The following is a 17,834-nucleotide window of genomic DNA, read 5'->3' on the forward strand; positions in this document are numbered from 1 at the left end:
CGGCGGCCCGCCGGTCGGCGCCGAACACCTCGGCCATCGCGGCGAGGGTGTCGTCGAGCCGGTGCGGGGCCTCGAAGTAGACGAGGGTGCGGCGCTCCTCGGCGACCTCGCGGAGCCGGGACAGCCGCTCCCCCGCCTTGCGCGGCAGGAAGCCCTCGAAGCAGAAGCGGTCGACGGGCAGGCCGGACAGGGCCAGCGCGGTGAGGACGGCGGACGGGCCCGGTACGGCGGTGACCCGGATGTCCTTCTCGACGGCCGCGGCGACGAGCCGGTAGCCGGGGTCGGAGACGGACGGCATCCCGGCGTCGGTGACGAGGAGGACGCGCGCGCCGGCGAGGAGGTGGTCGACGAGGTCGGGGGTGCGGGCCGACTCGTTGCCCTCGAAGTAGGAGACGACACGCCCCTTGGGCGTCACGCCCAGCGCCTGCGTGAGCCGGCGCAGCCTGCGGGTGTCCTCGGCGGCGATGACGTCGGCGCCTGCCAACTCCTCCGCGAGCCGGGGCGGGGCGTCCGCGATGTCCCCGATGGGAGTGCCTGCAAGGACCAGAGTTCCGGGTGTGACTGTCACGTTTCCATCCTCGCAGGGGGAGAGACACGGGACTCCCACAGCCCCGTTCCCTACGATGGCGCGGTGACCAGTACAGCGTCCTCCATGGACTCCATGGACTCCACGGACCACCGGCAGGGCCAGGCACCGCCGGACCGGCGGCCGGGGTGGCCGTCGCGGCTGCGCCGGTTCGGCTATGCGGCGGAGCCGGACGGCGACGTCCGTGAGCGGCTGGTGCCGCCGTTCGCCGAGCCGAGCCCGCGGCTCTGGCAGGCGCTCGGTGTGCCGCCAGGGCTCGCGGACCGGATCACCCGCTGGTCGGGCTGGCTGGGTCCGCTGCTGGTCACGCTGGTGGCGGGCGTGCTGCGGTTCTGGAACCTGGGCAGCCCGAAGAAGGTGATATTCGACGAGACGTACTACGCCAAGGACGCGTGGGCGCTGGTCCACCGCGGCTTCGAGGTCAACTGGGACAAGAACGCCAACGACCTCGTCCTCAACAGCGGCGGCCATGTCACGATCCCGACGGACGCGGCGTACGTGGTGCATCCGCCGGTCGGCAAGTACGTCATCGGGCTGGGCGAACTGATGTTCGGGTTCGATCCGTTCGGCTGGCGGTTCATGACGGCGCTGCTCGGGACCCTGTCGGTGTTCCTGCTGTGCCGGATCGGCCGCCGTCTCTTCCGCTCGACGTTCCTCGGCTGTCTGGCGGGCGCGCTGATGGCGGTCGACGGGCTGCACTTCGTGATGAGCCGCACCGCGCTGCTCGACGGGGTGCTGATGTTCTTCGTGCTGGCGACGTTCGGCTGTCTGGTCGTCGACCGGGACAGGGCGCGGGCGAGGCTGGCCGCCGCGCTGCCGCCGGACGCGGACGGCCGGTACCGCCCGGACGCGCACATCGCCGAGACCACGCGCCTCGGCCTGCGCCCGTGGCGCTGGGCGGCGGGCGTGATGCTGGGGCTGGCGATCGGCACGAAGTGGAACGGCCTGTACATCATGGTCGCGTTCTGCCTGATGACGGTGTTGTGGGACGTCGCCGCACGCCGGGTGGCGGGTGCGCGGCACCCGTACCGGGTGGTGCTGAAGCGGGACACGGGCTGGGCGTTCCTGGCCACCGTGCCGGTCGCGCTGGCGACCTACGTCGTGTCGTGGACGGGCTGGATCCTCTCCTCGGACAGCGGCTCGGGCGGCTACTACCGCAACTGGGCGGCCACCGACGGCAGGGGCGGCGGCTGGACGTGGCTGTTCCCGGACTGGCTGCGCAGCCTGTGGCACTACGAGCACGAGGTGTACGAGTTCCACACCCACCTCACCTCGCCGCACACCTACCAGTCGAACCCGTGGAGCTGGCTGGTCCTGGGCCGTCCGGTGTCGTACTTCTACGAGTCCCCGGCGCCCGGCACGGACGGCTGTCCGGTGGACGCGGGCGAGAAGTGCGCGCGCGAGGTGCTGGCGATCGGCACGCCGATGCTGTGGTGGGCGGCCTGCTTCGCGGTGCTGTTCGTGCTGTGGCGCTGGTTCTTCCGCCGCGACTGGCGGGCGGGCGCGATCGTGTGCGGCATCGCGGCCGGGTATCTGCCGTGGTTCCTGTACCAGGAGCGCACGATCTTCCTCTTCTACGCCGTGGTCTTCCTGCCGTTCCTGTGTCTGGCGGTGGCGATGATGATCGGGGCGCTGGTCGGCCGGCCGGGGGCGAGCGACACCCGGCGGGTGGTGGGCGCGACGGGCGCTGGCGTCCTGGTGCTGCTGATCGCGTGGAACTTCATCTACTTCTGGCCCCTGTACACCGGGACGGCCATCCCGATCGACGACTGGCGGTCGCGGATGTGGCTGGACACCTGGGTCTAACGATTCAAACAACTCCCGCCCCGCAAGCCCCGCTTCCGCTTACTGTGAGCCTGAGGGGAGCTTTCTGAACGCGTTCAGAAAGGCCTGGTAGGCCAACGGGGAGGGGTGGCAATGCGCAAGGGGGCCAAGGCGGCGATCGTCGGAACGGTCTTCACCGTCATGGTGGGCGGGGCCGGGTACGGCGCCTTCAACATCGTCAACGCGCTGAACGGGGACGGCGGTGGCACGCCGGAGGCGAAGGCGGAGCCCGTGCGGACCGGTCCGCCGAGCGGCGGCGAGGTGAAGGAGGCCAGCAGCGCGTTCTTCGCGGCCTGGGAGCAGGGGCAGGCGGCGAGCGCGGCGGCGCTCACCAACAACGCCGGGAAGGCGGAGCCGCTCCTCACCTCGTACGGCCAGGCCGCGCACATCACCGGTGTGAAGATCACGCCGGGTGCGCCGACCGGGGCCACGGTGCCGTTCACGGTGAAGGCGACGGTGTCGTACGAGGGGAAGTCCGAGCCGCTCGCCTACAGCAGCCGGCTGACCGTCGTGCGCGGGGTGACCACCGGCAGGGCGCTGGTCGACTGGCAGCCGTCGGTCGTGCACCCCGAGCTGAAGAACATGGACGACACGCTGGTCACGGGCGAGTCGGCGGCACCGGAGATCGAGGCCGTGGACCGTGACGGCAAGGTCCTGACCCAGAAGAAGTACCCCTCGCTGGGGCCGATCCTGAACGAACTGCGCGCCAAGTACGGCGACAAGGCGGGCGGCACGGCCGGCGTCGAGCTGGCGATCCGCCACGCCGCCCCCGAGTCCGCCGACACCCCGCTGCTGACCCTGGCGAAGGGCAAGGCGGGCCGGGTGCCCACCACGCTCCGGGCGAGCGCGCAGGCCGCCGCCGAGAAGGCGGTCCTGAGGTACGCCGAGTCGTCGGTGGTGGCCGTCCAGCCGAGCAGCGGTGAGGTGCTGGCGATCGCCAACAACCGCAACGACGGCTGGAACGCGGCCTTCCTGGGGCAGGTGGCGCCCGGCTCCACCATGAAGATCGTCAGCGCGGCCACGCTCATCGACAACGACATCACCACCGCGACCGGCCCGGCGCCCTGTCCGGCGGACGCGACCTGGCAGAGCCAGACCTTCCGCAACATCAAGAACATGAAGCCGAACGAGGACGCGACCCTCGCCGAGAGCTTCGCGCGCTCCTGCAACACGGCGTTCGTGAAGTACGCCGACGAGGTGAAGGTCGACTCGCTGACCAACGAGGCCAGGGACGGCTTCGGGATCGGCCTCGACTGGCAGACCGGCATCCCGTCCTTCGACGGCTCCGTCCCGGCCTCCGGCGGCCCCGACACCGCCGCCGCCCTGATCGGCCAGGGCCAGGTCCAGATGAACCCGCTGAACATGGCCTCGGTGACGGCGACCGCGATGACGGGCACCTTCCGGCAGCCGGTGATCGTGCCGCGGAGCCTCGACGGCCGCGAACTCGCCCACGCCCGCGGGCTGCCCGCGAGCACGGTGGAGCAGCTCCGCGTCATGATGAACCGCACCGCGACCAGCGGCACCGCCGCCGGGGTGATGTCCGGGCTGAACGGCCGGATCGGTGCGAAGACCGGCTCGGCCGAGGTCGACGGGAAGGCCAGCTCCGACAGCTGGTTCACCGGTTACCGAGGCGATGTCGCCGCCGCGGCCATGGTCCAGGACGGTGGTCACGGCGTCGACGCGGCGGGCCCGATCGTCGCGGCCGTACTGCGATCGGGCGCCTGACGCCACTCGTTGGGCGTGGCTGACGTCACAGGTGACGTCACCCCCACAGGCGGGGACTCTAGGCTGGGCGCCGTCGTCGGTGCCGGTGAGGGTGGCCCGCACCACGGTGACTGTGGTGACAGCGGGGACAGTGGGGCGAGGCGGCCCCCCGTACAACACGGAGGATCGCGGGCTGTGGGCAAGAGAAGGCGCGTCGCCGAGCGACGAAGCAGCAAGCGGCCGGCCATGGTCGGCGGCATGATCGCCGTCGTCGTCGGCGGCGCCGGCATCGGCGTCTACGCGCTGTACGGCGGTGGCGCCGCGGCCGACGACACGTCGGCCGCCGCGGCGAAGAAGCCGGCGGTCAAGACCGGCCCCCTGTCGGCGACCGAGGTCACCACCGCGGCCCGGTCCTTCCTGACCGCCTGGCAGCAGGGCAGGATCACCCAGGCCGCCGCCGTCACCGACGACCCGGCGGCGGCCACGGCCCTGCTCACCGGCTACACCAAGGACGCCCGCATCACCGGCGCCACCCTCACCGCGGGCACGCCCGCGGGCGACAAGGTCCCCTTCGCCGTGAAGGGCACGGTCACCTTCAAGAAGACCAGCAAGCCGGTGGCGTACGACAGCGCGCTGACCGTGGTGCGGCGGGCCGAGGACGGCAAGCCGCTGGTCGACTGGCACGCCTCGGTCGTCCACCCCGAACTGGCCGACGGGGACAGGCTGGTGACCGGCGAGGCCGGCGATCCGCCGGTCAAGGCGCTCGACCGCGACGGCGGCGAGCTGACCGCGAAGGCGTACCCGTCGCTGGGCACGGTCCTGGACGGGCTGCGCGAGAAGTACGGCAAGAAGGCCGGCGGCACGGCCGGGGTCGAACTGCGGGTGCAGCGCGGCAAGGCGTCGAAGGCGAAGAAGTCCTCCGACAAGACGCTGCTGGAACTGAGCAAGGGCACGCCGGGCACGGTGAAGACGACGCTGAGCCCGTCCCTCCAGGCCGCCGCCGAGAAGCAGGTCGCGAGCCGCGCGCGGGCGTCGGTCGTGGTGACCCGCGCCTCCACGGGCGAGATCCTCGCGGTCGCCAACAGCAACCCCAACTTCAACACGGCGTTCCAGGGCTCGCTGGCGCCCGGCTCCACGATGAAGGTCATCACCTCCTCGCTGCTCATCGAGAAGGACCTGGCGTCGGCGGACAAGACGCATCCGTGCCCGAAGTTCTTCAGTTACGGCGGCTGGAAGTTCCAGAACGACGACAAGTTCGAGATCAAGGGCGGCACTTTCAAGGCGAGCTTCGCGCGCTCCTGCAACACGGCCTTCATCAGCCAGGCGGGCAAGCTCGACGACGACAGTCTGACCAAGCAGGCCCAGCAGGTCTTCGGCCTGTCGCTGAACAACTGGGCGATCGGCGTGCCGACCTTCGACGGCGCGGTGCCGGTCCAGTCGGCGGCCCAGAAAGCGGCGGAGCTGATCGGCCAGGGCGGGGTGCGGATGAACCCGCTGAACATGGCGTCGGTCGCGGCGACGGTCAGGTCGGGCAGCTTCCACCAGCCGTATCTGGTCGCCCCCTCGGTCGACGACCGCACCCTGGCGAAGGCCGCGCGCACGATGTCCGCGAAGACGGTGTCGCAGTTGCGGGAGCTGATGAACTACACGGCCGCCTACGGCACCGCCGCCGAGGCGATGGCCGGGCTCGGCCCGGACTACGGCGCCAAGACGGGCTCCGCCGAGGTCGACGGACAGAAGGAGGCCAACGGCTGGTTCACCGCCTACCGCGGTGACCTGGCGGCGGCCGGCGTGGTCCAGCAGGGCGGCCACGGGAGCGAGTCGGCGGGACCGATCGTGGCGGCGCTGCTGAAGGCGGGCGGCTGACCGGTCGGTTGCCGACGCCCGGTTGCCGACGGTGTCAGTTGCTGACCGGCTGCGCCGTGGCCGAGTAGGTGCGGCGCAGGAAGCGCAGCAGCGTCTTGGACTCGAACTGCACCACGGAGACGCCCTGCGCGGAGTGGAACTCGACGATGGCCTGGACCCGTCCGCAGGGCCACACGCGGACCTCTCCGCTGCCGGCCGGGGCGCGCAGTCCCTGTTCGAGGAGGGCGCGGGCGATGGTCCACTCGTGGGTGCCGGGGAGTCCGACGCGGACGGCGCGCGGGTCGTCGTCGGGGTCGTAGCGCAGGACGACGGGGACGGCGCTCTGTTCCTCCTCGACCAGGTCCGCGTCCGTGACGATGTGGGCTCGCGCGTACTGCTCGACTACAGACATCGGCCGCCCTCTCACGCTGCGTGACCTGTTGTGGAAGCTGTGCGTCCGCTCCCCTTCCAATGTCGCATATTTCGCGGCCCCCGCCCCCTGGAGCGGGGGTATCTCACATGTGCGATACACGAACCTCGCCACCGCGTCACACGAGGGGAGTCCTACAAAGACGGACTCGCTCTTGCAACCCATTCGCATTAAGCCACTATCATCGAACGGTGCACGTACCCGACGGATTCATCAACGCCCCGACCTCCGCCGTCACCGGAGTCCTCGCCGCGGGCGCCATCGCCGTGAGCCTGCGCGGCGCGCGCCGCGAACTCGACGAGCGCACCGCGCCGCTGGCCGGTCTGGTGGCCGCGTTCATCTTCGCCGTACAGATGCTCAACTTCCCCGTCGCGGCCGGAACAAGCGGGCATCTTCTCGGCGGTGCGCTGGCCGCGATACTCGTGGGCCCCTTCACCGGGGTCCTCTGCGTGTCCGTGGTCCTGCTCATGCAGGGCATCCTCTTCGCCGACGGCGGGCTGACCGCGCTCGGCGTGAACATCACCAACATGGCGGTCGTGACGACGGTGGTGGCCTACGCCGTCTTCCGCGGCCTGCTGAAGGTGCTGCCACGCACGCCCCGTTCCGTCACCGCCGCCTCCTTCGTCGCCGCGCTGCTGTCCGTGCCGGCGGCGGCCCTCGCCTTCACCCTGATGTACGCGGTCGGCGGCACCACCGACGTGGCGATCGGCAAGGTGGCCACCGCCATGGTCGGCGTGCACGTGCTGATCGGCATCGGCGAGGCCACGATCACCGCCCTCACGGTCGGCGCCGTGATCGCCGTACGGCCGGACCTCGTGTACGGGGCGCGCGGGCTGCAGCAGAAGCTCCGGCTGCGGGTGAACGGGGAACTCGTCGATGTGCCCGCCGCCGAGGGGGCTCGCACGGCGCCCGTCGCGGCGCGCACCTCCCGGCGCACGCTGTGGGCGACCGGCCTGGTCACCTCCCTCGTCCTGGCCGGCTTCGTCAGCTTCTACGCCTCGTCGAGTCCGGACGGCCTGGAGAAGGTCGCCGCCGACAAGGGCATCGACAAGAAGGCCGAGGAGCACGCCGTCTCGGACTCCCCGCTCGCCGACTACGGCGTCAAGGACGTCACCGACGCCCGGCTGTCCGGCGGGCTCGCGGGCGTCATCGGGGTCGGCGTGACCGTCGTCGCGGGCAGCACCGTGTTCTGGGCCGTACGCCGGCGCCAGAGCACCGACGCGTCCCCGACGACCGTGGAGAACGTCTGACGTGGGCGCTGGGCACGCGCACCGGCTCTACCGGCACGGACACTCGCCCGTGCACGCCCTGCCGCCGCACACCAAGCTCGCCGCCGCCTTCGCCTTCGTCGTGGTCGTCGTCTCGACCCCGCGGGAGGCGATGTGGGCGTTCGGCCTGTACGCCGTCCTGCTCGCCGTCGTCGCCTTCCACGCGCGCGTACCGGCCGGTTTCCTGCTGAAGCGGCTGCTGATCGAGGTGCCGTTCGTCGCCTTCGCCGTGCTGATGCCGTTCGTCGCCGAGGGCGAGCGGGTGGACGTCCTCGGGCTGTCCCTCAGCGTCAACGGGCTGTGGGGCGCCTGGAACGTGCTCGCCAAGGGCACCCTCGGCGTCGCCTCCTCCGTCCTGCTCGCCTCCACCACCGAACTGCGCGAACTCCTCCTGGGCCTCCAGCGGTTGAAGCTCCCCCCGCTCCTCGTGCAGATCGCCTCCTTCATGATCCGCTACGGCGACGTCATCACCGACGAGATGCGGCGCATGAGGATCGCGCGGGAGTCGCGCGGGTTCGAGGCGAGCGGCGTCAAGCACTGGGGTGTCCTCGCCAAGTCCGCGGGCGCTCTGTTCATCCGCTCCTACGAACGCGGGGAGCGCGTGCACCTGGCCATGGTCAGCCGGGGGTACGCCGGTTCCATGCCGGTGATCGACGAGGTGACCGCGTCCCGGGCGCAGTGGTCCCACGCGCTGACCCTGCCGTTCGCCGCCCTCGTCGTCTGCGTGCTGGGATGGACCCTGTGACTGCTTCCCTCGAGGTCTCGGGCCTCGCCTTCGCCTACCCCGACGGCCACCAGGCGCTGTTCGGGGTGGACTTCTCGATCGCGCGCGGGGAGCGGGTGGCGCTGCTCGGGCCGAACGGCGCCGGCAAGACCACCCTGGTGCTGCACCTCAACGGCATCCACACCGGCGGCACCGGCACGGTGACGGTCGCCGGGCTGCCCGTCGACAAACGGCACATGGCGGAGATCCGGCGCAAGGTCGGCATCGTCTTCCAGGACCCCGACGACCAGCTGTTCATGCCGACCGTGCGGGAGGACGTGGCGTTCGGGCCCGCCGCGGCCGGACTGCGGGGCGCCGAGCTGGAGGAGCGCGTGGACCGGGCGCTCGCGCAGGTCGGCATGGCCGAGTTCAAGAACCGTCCGCCGCACCACCTGTCGTTCGGGCAGCGCCGCCGGGTCGCCGTCGCGACCGTGCTGGCGATGGAACCGGAGATCCTCGTCCTGGACGAGCCGTCCTCCAACCTCGACCCCGCCTCACGCCGCGAGCTCGCCGACATCCTGCGCTCCCTCGACGTCACGGTCCTCATGGTCACGCACGACCTGCCGTACGCCCTCGAACTGTGCCCGCGGGCCATGATCCTCAGCGAGGGCGTGATCGCGGCGGACGGCCGCACGGCCGAGCTGCTCGCCGACGACGCGCTGATGCGCGCGCACCGGCTGGAGCTGCCGTTCGGTTTCGACCCGCGCTCCGTGACAATGGGGGCGTGACGGATGCGCGCGTGACCCACCAGGACCGGACGGGCGAGGGCTCGCTGTCGCTGGACGAGCAGCTGTGCTTCGCGCTGTACGCGGCCCAGCGCGCGGTGACGGCGGCCTACCGGCCGCTCCTCGACGACCTCGGTCTCACCTATCCGCAGTACCTCGTCCTGCTGGTGCTGTGGGAGCGCGGCGAGACCACGGTCAAGGAGCTGGCGGCGGCCCTGCGGCTGGACTACGGCACGGTGTCGCCGCTGCTGAAGCGGCTGGAGGCGGCGGGGCTCGTGCACCGGGAGCGGTCGGCCCGCGACGAGCGCTCGGTGCTCGTCGCGTGCACGGGGCGCGGCGAGGAACTGAAGGGGCGCGCGGAGCGGGTGCCCGGTGCGCTGCTCGCGTCGACCGGGCTCGACATGGCGGAGGTCGCGCGTCTGCGCGAGGAACTGTGGGGGCTCGCGGAGAAGGCGCACGGGGCTGCGGAGCGCGGGCGCTGACCCGTCGGCGGCGCTCACCGGATCCCCTTCGCTGTTACCTGCGGTTACTACCCCCCTGGTAGTTCAACACTGCCCTACCGGCCGGTACCTTGTGCACGATGTAATTGGGCACAGCTCTGGGGGAGGTCCCGCAGTGACCGAAGGCGCCGCCGTCGACACCGTCAGCACCATCCATACCGCCGACACGGTCGACACCCGTCCGACGAAGATCATGTACGTGGCCGAGGCCACCGCGCACGGTGGCCGGGACGGCTATGTCACCAGCCAGGACGGGCAGATCGAGCTGAAGGTGGCCATGCCGCCGCAGTTGGGCGGCGACGGCAACGGCACCAACCCCGAACAGCTCTTCGCGGCCGGCTACAGCTCCTGCTTCCACAACGCGCTGATCCTCGTCGGCAAGCGCGCGGGCCTCGACCTCACCGGCTCCACGGTCGCCGCCAAGGTCGGCATCGGCCCCAACACCACCCAGGGCTACGGCCTCGCGGTCGCCCTCAGTGTCTCGCTGCCCGTGCTCGACGCGGCCGTGGCCGCCAGGCTGGTGGACGCGGCGCACCAGGTCTGCCCGTACTCGAACGCGACACGCGGCAACATCGACGTAACGATCCTCCTGGGCTGACCGGACACAGGAATCGTCGGCTCGGCGGCCGGGTTGTCCTCAAGGTCGCAGGAGAGCCGAGAGGACGTACGGACGTGGATGTGCACGGCACGGTGACCGCCGGCTTCGAGCCGGTCAGGGAGGCGTTCGCCCGCAACTTCGAGGTGCTCGGGGAGCGGGGCGCGGCCGTCGCCGTCTACCGGGACGGGCACAAGGTCGTCGACCTGTGGGGCGGCGGCCGGGACGTCGACGGCGGGGCACCGGACTCCGGCGCCGGGGCTCCCTGGAAGCGGGGTACGGCTCAGATCGTGCGGTCCGCGACCAAGGGCGTCGCCGCCGCCGTACTCCTGATGCTGTGGCAGCGCGGGGAACTGGATCTCGACGCGCCGGTGGGGGCGTACTGGCCGGAGTACAAGACGGCCGGCAAGGACCGGACCCTCGTACGGGACGTGCTCGCGCACCGCGCGGGCGTGCCCGTGCTGGACCGGCCGCTGACCCCCGCCGAGGCCGCCGACCCCGACCGCGGCGCGGCGGCCGTCGCCGCGCAGGCGCCGGCCTGGGAGCCGGGCACGGACCACGGCTACCACGCGCAGACCTACAGCTGGCTGACCGGCGAACTGATCCGGCGGATCACCGGGCGGACGGTCGGCGCGTGGATCGCCGACGAGATCGCCGGACCGGCCGGGGCCGACCTGTGGCTCGGTCTGCCGGACCGCGAGCGGGCGCGCGTGGGGCGCGTGGGACAGACCGAGGCACCCGCGCAGGCGGGTGCGCTGCGCACCCGGCCCAAGCGGGCCGTCGCCGACGCCTACGCGGACCCCGGCTCCCTCACCCGGCGCGCCTTCGCCGCGATCACCCCGCTGCCCGACGAGAACGACCCGGCGTACCGGGCGGCAGCCCTGCCCGCCTCCAACGGCATCGCCACGGCCGACGGCCTGGCCCGCTTCTACGCCTCACTGATCGGCGAGGTCGACGGCAACCGCCCCCTGTTCACGCCTCGGACGCTGGAGGCGGCGCGCGGTGAGCGGTCGTCCGGAGCGGACCGGGTGCTCGTCGTCAACACCCGCTTCGGCCTCGGCTACATGCTGCACGGCAGCGCCTCGCCGCTGCTGTCCCCCGCCTCCTTCGGCCACCCCGGCCGCGGCGGCCCCCTCGGCTTCGCCGACCCGGAGTCGGGCATCGCCTTCGGGTACGTCACCAACGGCTTCCGGTCGAGCGTGACGGCGGACCCCCGCGCGCAGGCGCTGGTACGGGCGGTACGGACGGCGACGGCGACCGTCGGCTGAGACGCGAGCGGCTCCGCTCCCCTCGAACGTGTCCCCTCATACGTGGATCGGGTGCGAGGTCCTCCCCGACGCGTCGTCGATCTCGTGGTGGGCCTTCGTCAGCAGTTGCATGGCGATCTCGTTCAGCGCCCGTGCGCCGGCGATCTCCTCGCCGACCCGCGGCTGGTTGGGGTCGACCCGGTGCCGGCTGGCATGCCCATGGGCCCGGACCTCGGACCCGTCGGGCAACCTGACCAGTGCCGCGGCGCGCGTGTGCTGGTCGTCCTCCGTGAACTCCAGCTCCACGTGCCATCCGACCGCGGTGTGCATCGCTGTCTGCGTCATGACGATCACCTCCGGAACATCTGCTTCCAGGGTGCTCCTCGACGGGCCCGATCGCACCCACTCAGCCGGAAACGTCATTGCGGTCGTCCCGCTCCGGCCACTAGCGTCCCTCGGGTGACTGCCGGGTCGGCCATGGGCCACGCACGAGTGAGGCGCCCGGCCTCGGCGTGAGCGCGAGGCGGGCCAGAGGCCCGCCGTCCCCTCTCCGCGTCCTTCTTCCTTCCCACCCGCCCTCTCACGAGGGCACCCCTGGACACCGAGACCGGAGACCGTCACTCACCATGCCCACTCAGTCGGCACTTCCCCAGCTCAACCACCTCGCCGTGCACGCCTACGACCGACAGCTCTCGGCCGAGTTCCTCGCCGCGATCCTGGGCCTGCCGGTCGGCGCGCCCTTCGGCCCGTTCCTGCCGGTCGACCTCGGCAACGGCGTCACGTTCGACTTCTACGAGAAGCGCGACGAACCGATCCAGTCCCAGCACTACGCGTTCCTCGTGGCGGAGGAACAGTTCGACACGATGATCGCCCGCCTGGAGGCGGTCGGCGTCACGTACTACGCCGACCCCCGGCACAGCCAACCCGGCCGCACCAACAGCCTGTTCGGCGGCCGGGGCGCGTACTTCCTCGACCCGGACGGCCACAACCTGGAGATCATGACGCGGCCGTACGCGCGGCCGTAGCGGTCGGACAGGGCTTCACCGGCGCCCTCCCCACGTCATGGCGGCGCGCCCGGCCCCGGGAGGAAGGGCCGGACGCGCCGCCGTGCGGGGTCGTCGTCAGTGGCGGTCGCCGCCGTGGCCGTGGTGGCGGTCGCCGTTCCAGGAGCGGCCGTCGTGGCGGCCGTCGTGGCGGTCACCCTGGCGGGAGCGGCGCTCATCCCACGAGGCCTCGTCGATCACGCGGTCGCGGTGGTTGCGCAGGGTGGCCGTGTCGGAGCGGTTGTCCCAGACGTGGTGGCGGCGGTCCTGGAACAGGTCAGTGCGGGTGTCGCGGCCCTCGCCGGTGTGGACGCGGACCGTGGCGCGGGCGGGCAGCCGGTAGTGGTCGAAGGTGTAGGTCTCGCCGTCCTCGTCCGACAGCGTCCACCCGTCGAGGTTGACGGAGTGGCGGGTGGTGTTGGTCAGGTCCACCCACTCCTTGTTGAGGGAGGCGTTGGTGCGCCTGTCACGGCCCGGTGCGTCGTACTGCACGGCGCTGATCTCCACGCGCGGCCGGTCCGGTGTGCGGTCGGCGGCGGAGGCCGGCAGCGTCACCGCCCCGAGGACGGCGGCGGCCGCGAGCGAGGCGGCGGCGAGACGGCGGACGGGAACAGGGGTTGCGGACACGGGGAGTCTCCTCGGGTGGTGCGGGTGCCGGCCGGTCGGCCGTGGCACGCCCACCTGACCACCGGACACGCGCCGGACGCCCGACCCACGCCCCGTGTTACCGATCGGGCACATAACGGTGATACTCGCCTGCAATGTCCATCAAGTAAACGAATGCATATGGAACGGGCAAAACTGCCGTTGAGCGGCTCCTCCCGCCCCGCACGTCACGCGCCGCTCACCCGAAAGTGCGTCACGACGGTGGTGGGGAGCGAGCGCGAAAGAAAGCCGGTGAGGACGCCCCGTCCCCACGGAGCCCTCACCGGCCGTCTCTCTACCGCGCCCGCTCAGCGCGGCGTCATGCGCGGACCAGTTCCCGGTCGTTGTCCGGGTCGGAGTCCGAGTTCCTGGAGTCGAGGGCCTTGAGGCCCTCGCCCTCGACGTCCACGTTGGGCAGGGCACGGTCGAGCCACTTCGGGAGCCACCAGGCCTTCTTGCCCAGCAGGGCCAGCACGGCCGGGACGATCGCCATCCGGACGACGAACGCGTCGAAGAAGACGGCGATGGCCAGCCCGAAGCCGATCATCTTGATCATCTGCTCGCTGGAGGTGATGAAGCCGCCGAAGACGGCCATCATGATGACCGCGGCTGCCGCCACGACCCGCGAGCTGTGCCGGAACCCGGTGACGATGGCCTGGGCCGGCGTCTCGCCGTGGACGTAGGCCTCCCGCATACGGGTCACGAGGAACACCTCGTAGTCCATCGCGAGGCCGAAGACCACGCCGACCATGAAGATCGGCATCATCGACATGATCGGGCCGGTCTCCTCGACGCCCAGCAGGCCGCCGAGCCAGCCCCACTGGAAGACCGCGACGACGGCGCCGAGCGCGGCGAGCACGCTGAGCAGGAAGCCGAGGGCCGCCTTCAGCGGGACCAGGATGGAGCGGAAGACGACGATGAGGAGGAGGAAGGCGAGGCCCACCACCAGACCCAGGTACGGGATCAGCGCGTCGTTGAGCTTCTGCGAGAAGTCGATGTTCATCGCGGTGGTGCCGGTGACCAGGACCTCCGCGCCGGTGTCCGCCTTGATGCCGGCGCCCTCGTCGCGGATGGCGTGCACCAGGTCCTCGGTCTGTGTCGAGGACGGCTTGGAGTTCGGGATCACGGTGATCGTCGCGGTGTCGCCGGCCTTGTTGAAGGCGGCCGGGGTGACCGTGACGACGTCCTTGAGTCCCTTGATCCCGTCGGTGACGGTGGCGACCGCCGCCTTCGGGTCCTCGCTCTTCTCGGCGTCGACGACGATCATCAGCGGCCCGTTGAAGCCGGGCCCGAAGCCGTCCGACAGCAGGTCGTACGCCCGGCGCTGGGTGGTGGACGTCGGCTGCGAGCCTTCGTCGGGCAGGCCCAGTTCCAGTTGGGTGACCGGGACGGCGATCGCCCCGAGACCGACCACGCCGAGCAGCAGGACGGCGGCCGGGCGGCGGATGACGAAGTGCGCCCAGCGGGTGCCGAGACCGGCCTTGGCCGCCGCCTGAGGCTTCTCTGCCTTCCCGGACCTGTCCGGCTTCTCGAACTTCTCGGACTTCTTCTTCCGGGACTTGCGCTTCTCGCCCGCCGGACGGATCGTCCGGCCCGCGTAGCCGAGCAGGGCCGGGATCATGGTGAGGGCGATGAGGACGGCGACGACGACCGTGCCGGCCGCGGCGAGGCCCATCTTGGTGAGCATCGGGACGTTGACGACCGCGAGGCCCGCCAGGGCGATCACGACGGTGAGGCCCGCGAAGACCACGGCCGATCCGGCGGTGCCGGTGGCGCGGCCCGCCGCCTCCTCCCGGTCCCGGCCGTCGGCGAGTTCGCCTCGGTAGCGGGAGACGATGAACAGCGCGTAGTCGATGCCGACCGCGAGGCCGATCATCAGCGCGAGGGTGGAGGTGGTGTCGCCGAGGTCGAGCGCGTTGGCGAGGGCGGTGATGGTGGAAACGCCGATGCCTACGCCGATGATCGCCGTCAGCAGCGGGAGTCCGGCCGCGACCAGCGAGCCGAGGGTGATGACGAGGACGACCGCGGCGAGGGCGAGGCCGACGATCTCTCCTGCCGCTCCGGGCTCGGCCGCCGCCTGGAGCGCGTCGCCGCCGATGTCGACGGTCAGGCCGGCGGCCCGCGCGTCGTCGCCGGCCGCTTCGAGGGCGTCCCTCGTCGTGTCGGCCAGTTCCATGCCGGGGGCGTCGTACTTCACCGACGTGTAGGCGACCGTGCCGTCCTCGCTGACGGCGTTCGTGGTGAACGGGTCGGTGACCGAGACGACCTCGGAGCCGTCGCTCAGTTCCTTGGTGGTCTTGGCGACGATCGCCTTGTTGTCGGCGTCCGTCATCTTCTCGCCCTCGGGCGCCTTGAAGACGATGCGCCCGGTCCCGCCGTCGGCGCTGGCGCCCGGGAACCGCTGTTCCAGCAGGTCGAAGGCCTTCTGCGCCTCCGTGCCCGGGATGGAGAAGGAGGTGGTGCCCGGTGCGGGCGCGGAGGCCGCGCCGACGCCCGCGAGCGTCAGCAGGGCGACCCATATCAGGGCGACGAGGTGCCGTCGCCGAAAGGCGAGCCGGCCGAGTTTATAGAGGAACGTGGCCACGGAGGCGTACTCCCGGTCAGGTCGTGGGGTGGTGGGGGCCGGGGTTTCCGGCACAGGCCCCCAGGGCAGGGTTGACCAGCCCCGGCCGCAGAAGGCAGGGGTGATCGGCCCGACGACGTGAGCGGTGACGTCAGGAGAAGTGGACCGTGGGGACGGTCAGGTGGTGGTGGGGACGCCGAGGGCGGGGAGCACCACGGCGTCGACGTACGAACGCAGGAAGTCCTGTGTGGGAGGCAGACCGTCGATCATGGTGCGGGTGGCGAAGGCGCCGACCAGCATGTGCACGATGTACTCCAGCGCGGGGCGGTCGGCCCGCACCTCGCCTCGGTCCACCGCGCGCTGCATGACGCGCTGGAACTCGTTCATCTCGGGCTCGATGAGCAGTTCCCTGAACGCCCGCATCAGATCGGGGTTGGAGTGCACGGCCATCGCGAGGGCCCGCATCAGGTCGGAGTTCCGCTCCATGGCGCAGTCGTCCTCGCGGGACATGAACTCGTGGAGGTCGCCCCGGAGGGACCCGGTGTCGACGTCGGCGATGCCACCCGGCTTGTTGTGCCGCATCGCGCGCACGACCAGTTCGGCCTTGCCGCCCCACTGGCGGTAGAGCGTGGCCTTGCTGGACCGGGTGCGGGCGGCGACGGCGTCCATGGTCAGGGCGTCGTAACCGACCTCGCTGAGCAGATCGAGCACGGCCGCGTACAACTCGGCCTCACGCTCGGGCGTGATGCGACTGCGACGCGCCGTTGCGACCTCAGTCATGCCACTCACCTTCCGACTCCCGCACGGACTCATCCCGTACACCCTGAACATACCCTGCGCAGGTGCGAAACGAAACCGTTTCGTACGTGTGCTGGCTCACGTCGGTGAAGAAGACATAAGTTGCCCCGCCTCTCGTGCCGGAAAAGCATGGAAAGGTGACCTACTTGCGCCTGCCCCACCTCAGCGGTGACCAGCTGTGCTTCGTGGCCGAGGACGACCTCTGGCTGGCCCCGCTCGACGGACCCGGCCGCGCCTGGCGGCTCACCGCCGACCGCACCAAGGCCGGCCACCCCCGCTTCTCACCCGACGGCCGCCAGGTCGCCTACACGAGCTGGCGCAGCCTCGTGCCCGAGATCCACCTGATCCCCGTGGACGGCGGCGGCGGACGGCGGCTCACGTACTGGGGCAGCCCCGACACCCGCGTCTGCGGCTGGACCCCGGAAGGCGACATCCTCGCCGTCGCCTCCCACGGCGAGCCCTTCTCCTACTTCACCTGGGCCTACAAGGTCTCCCCCGACGGCTCCCCCGGCCGCAAACTGCCCTGGGGCCCGGTCTCCGACCTCCAGTGCGCCGACCTCGACGGCGAACGCCGCACCCTGTTGCTCACCGGCACCCCACCGCACGAGCCCGCCTCCTGGAAGCGGTACCGGGGCGGCGCCATGGGCCGGCTCTGGCTGCACGGACAGCGGCTGCTCGCCGGCCTGGAGGGCCACCTCGACGCCCCCATGCTCGTCGGCGGCCGGGTCGCGTTCCTCTCCGACCACGAGGGCGTCGGCAACCTCTACTCCTGCGCCCCGGACGGCTCCGACCTGCGCCGGCACACCGACCACGACGCCTTCTACGCCCGCAACGCCGCCAGCGACGGCACCCGCGTGGTGTACCAGTGCGCCGGGGACCTGTGGATCGTCGACGACCTGTCCCCCGACTCCGAGCCGCGCAGGATCGACGTACGGCTCAGCGGGCCCCGGACGGGGCGGCGGCCGTACCCGATCCCGGCCGCGCAGCACGTGGACGGGATCTCCGTGGACGAGACCGGGCGGGCGAGTGCGGTCGTCGTACGCGGCAGCCTGTACTGGCTCACCCACCGCGACGGGCCCGCGCGGACCATCACCGACACACCCGGGGTACGGGTCCGGCTCCCGGAGATGCTCGGCTCGGGCGGGCAGGTCGCGTATGTGACGGACGCGGAGGGCGAGGACGCCGTCGAGATCGCCCACCTGCCCCGCGCCACCGGCGACCGTGCGCCGCGCCGCGTGGCCTCCGGCGGGCTGGGCCGGGTCCTGGAGATGGTGTCCGACCCGGCCCAGCCCGCCGGA

The 17,834-nt window shown here is 71.6% G+C and carries 16 protein-coding genes and 1 pseudogene; 11 read left to right on the forward strand and 6 right to left on the reverse strand.

Going from position 1 to position 17,834, the window contains the following annotated elements:
- The coding region (rsmI, locus tag BZL64_RS22705; protein ID WP_086771057.1) for a 16S rRNA (cytidine(1402)-2'-O)-methyltransferase at window positions 1-568 on the reverse strand (568 nt) is incomplete at its 3' end.
- A gap of 63 nt (window positions 569-631) precedes the next feature.
- Between rsmI and BZL64_RS22710 the strand changes: the two genes are divergently transcribed.
- The 3 genes from BZL64_RS22710 (at window position 632) to BZL64_RS22720 (ending at window position 5,980) form a co-directional block, all read left to right on the forward strand.
- Window positions 632-2,392 (forward strand): dolichyl-phosphate-mannose--protein mannosyltransferase, encoded by a 1,761-nt coding sequence (locus BZL64_RS22710; RefSeq protein WP_167396186.1) that lies wholly within the window; start codon window positions 632-634, stop codon window positions 2,390-2,392.
- Window positions 2,393-2,503: 111 nt separating this feature from the next.
- Window positions 2,504-4,135, forward strand: a complete 1,632-nt coding sequence (locus tag BZL64_RS22715) for a penicillin-binding transpeptidase domain-containing protein (protein WP_086771045.1) — start codon at window positions 2,504-2,506, stop codon at window positions 4,133-4,135.
- 174 nt (window positions 4,136-4,309) lie between these two features.
- Window positions 4,310-5,980, forward strand: a complete 1,671-nt coding sequence (locus tag BZL64_RS22720) for a penicillin-binding transpeptidase domain-containing protein (RefSeq protein WP_086771046.1) — start codon at window positions 4,310-4,312, stop codon at window positions 5,978-5,980.
- 34 nt (window positions 5,981-6,014) lie between these two features.
- Here BZL64_RS22720 and BZL64_RS22725 read toward each other — a convergent pair whose 3' ends face one another.
- Window positions 6,015-6,371 carry an SsgA family sporulation/cell division regulator gene (locus tag BZL64_RS22725; protein ID WP_086771047.1) on the reverse strand — a complete coding sequence of 119 codons (357 nt, stop codon included), beginning with the start codon at window positions 6,369-6,371 and terminating at the stop codon, window positions 6,015-6,017.
- Window positions 6,372-6,580: 209 nt separating this feature from the next.
- Here BZL64_RS22725 and BZL64_RS22730 point away from each other — a divergent pair, with 209 nt between their 5' ends.
- From BZL64_RS22730 to BZL64_RS22755, 6 genes are all read left to right on the forward strand, one after another.
- Window positions 6,581-7,639 (forward strand): energy-coupling factor ABC transporter permease, encoded by a 1,059-nt coding sequence (locus BZL64_RS22730; RefSeq protein ID WP_086771048.1) that lies wholly within the window; start codon window positions 6,581-6,583, stop codon window positions 7,637-7,639.
- 1 nt (window position 7,640) lies between these two features.
- The gene (gene cbiQ, locus BZL64_RS22735) at window positions 7,641-8,402 is read left to right on the forward strand and encodes a cobalt ECF transporter T component CbiQ (RefSeq protein ID WP_086771049.1); all 762 of its coding nucleotides are present in this window, start codon (window positions 7,641-7,643) and stop codon (window positions 8,400-8,402) included.
- Window positions 8,390-9,148, forward strand: coding sequence for an energy-coupling factor ABC transporter ATP-binding protein (locus tag BZL64_RS22740; RefSeq protein WP_086771050.1), 759 nt, complete (start codon window positions 8,390-8,392; stop codon window positions 9,146-9,148). Before cbiQ ends, BZL64_RS22740 begins: the two co-directional genes overlap by 13 nt.
- The gene (locus tag BZL64_RS22745) at window positions 9,145-9,627 is read left to right on the forward strand and encodes a MarR family winged helix-turn-helix transcriptional regulator (RefSeq protein ID WP_373314859.1); all 483 of its coding nucleotides are present in this window, start codon (window positions 9,145-9,147) and stop codon (window positions 9,625-9,627) included. The genes BZL64_RS22740 and BZL64_RS22745 overlap by 4 nt, the downstream gene beginning before the upstream one ends.
- 211 nt (window positions 9,628-9,838) lie before the next feature.
- The gene (locus BZL64_RS22750; RefSeq protein ID WP_086771058.1) at window positions 9,839-10,243 is read left to right on the forward strand and encodes an organic hydroperoxide resistance protein; all 405 of its coding nucleotides are present in this window, start codon (window positions 9,839-9,841) and stop codon (window positions 10,241-10,243) included.
- 74 nt (window positions 10,244-10,317) lie between these two features.
- Window positions 10,318-11,508: a serine hydrolase domain-containing protein gene (locus BZL64_RS22755; protein WP_086771052.1), complete on the forward strand. Its 1,191-nt coding sequence runs from the start codon at window positions 10,318-10,320 to the stop codon at window positions 11,506-11,508.
- A 36-nt stretch (window positions 11,509-11,544) separates the two neighbouring features.
- Here the strand turns inward: BZL64_RS22755 and BZL64_RS22760 are convergent, their stop codons facing one another.
- Window positions 11,545-11,832, reverse strand: a complete 288-nt coding sequence (locus BZL64_RS22760; protein ID WP_208639495.1) for a DUF1876 domain-containing protein — start codon at window positions 11,830-11,832, stop codon at window positions 11,545-11,547.
- 281 nt (window positions 11,833-12,113) lie between these two features.
- Between BZL64_RS22760 and BZL64_RS22765 the strand changes: the two genes are divergently transcribed.
- Window positions 12,114-12,512 (forward strand): VOC family protein, encoded by a 399-nt coding sequence (locus tag BZL64_RS22765; protein ID WP_086771053.1) that lies wholly within the window; start codon window positions 12,114-12,116, stop codon window positions 12,510-12,512.
- Between the two features lie 96 nt (window positions 12,513-12,608).
- Here the strand turns inward: BZL64_RS22765 and BZL64_RS22770 are convergent, their stop codons facing one another.
- The 3 genes from BZL64_RS22770 to BZL64_RS22780 all read right to left on the reverse strand — a co-directional run bounded on the left by BZL64_RS22770 (window position 12,609) and on the right by BZL64_RS22780 (window position 16,518).
- Window positions 12,609-13,157, reverse strand: coding sequence for a lamin tail domain-containing protein (locus BZL64_RS22770; protein ID WP_244205447.1), 549 nt, complete (start codon window positions 13,155-13,157; stop codon window positions 12,609-12,611).
- A gap of 337 nt (window positions 13,158-13,494) precedes the next feature.
- A complete protein-coding gene (locus tag BZL64_RS22775) occupies window positions 13,495-15,759 on the reverse strand; it encodes an MMPL family transporter (protein WP_086771055.1) in 2,265 nt (754 codons plus the stop codon).
- 156 nt (window positions 15,760-15,915) lie between these two features.
- Window positions 15,916-16,518: a TetR/AcrR family transcriptional regulator gene (locus BZL64_RS22780; RefSeq protein ID WP_086771056.1), complete on the reverse strand. Its 603-nt coding sequence runs from the start codon at window positions 16,516-16,518 to the stop codon at window positions 15,916-15,918.
- Window positions 16,519-16,673: 155 nt separating this feature from the next.
- Here BZL64_RS22780 and BZL64_RS22785 point away from each other — a divergent pair.
- Window positions 16,674-17,834 (forward strand): annotated as a pseudogene (locus BZL64_RS22785) (PD40 domain-containing protein); the annotation flags it as partial.

The sequence above is a fragment of the Streptomyces bobili genome, assembly GCF_002154575.1.
GTDB lineage: Bacteria > Actinomycetota > Actinomycetes > Streptomycetales > Streptomycetaceae > Streptomyces > Streptomyces bobili.

Coding starts and splice junctions, on each gene's coding strand:
- BZL64_RS22715 (WP_086771045.1), top strand. CDS start 2,504: ATGCGCAAGGGGGCCAAGGCGGCGATCGTCGGAACGGTCTTCACCGTC.
- BZL64_RS22725 (WP_086771047.1), bottom strand. CDS start 6,371: ATGTCTGTAGTCGAGCAGTACGCGCGAGCCCACATCGTCACGGACGCG.
- BZL64_RS22740 (WP_086771050.1), top strand. CDS start 8,390: ATGGACCCTGTGACTGCTTCCCTCGAGGTCTCGGGCCTCGCCTTCGCC.
- BZL64_RS22750 (WP_086771058.1), top strand. CDS start 9,839: ATGTACGTGGCCGAGGCCACCGCGCACGGTGGCCGGGACGGCTATGTC.
- BZL64_RS22760 (WP_208639495.1), bottom strand. CDS start 11,832: ATGACGCAGACAGCGATGCACACCGCGGTCGGATGGCACGTGGAGCTG.
- BZL64_RS22765 (WP_086771053.1), top strand. CDS start 12,114: ATGCCCACTCAGTCGGCACTTCCCCAGCTCAACCACCTCGCCGTGCAC.
- BZL64_RS22780 (WP_086771056.1), bottom strand. CDS start 16,518: ATGACTGAGGTCGCAACGGCGCGTCGCAGTCGCATCACGCCCGAGCGT.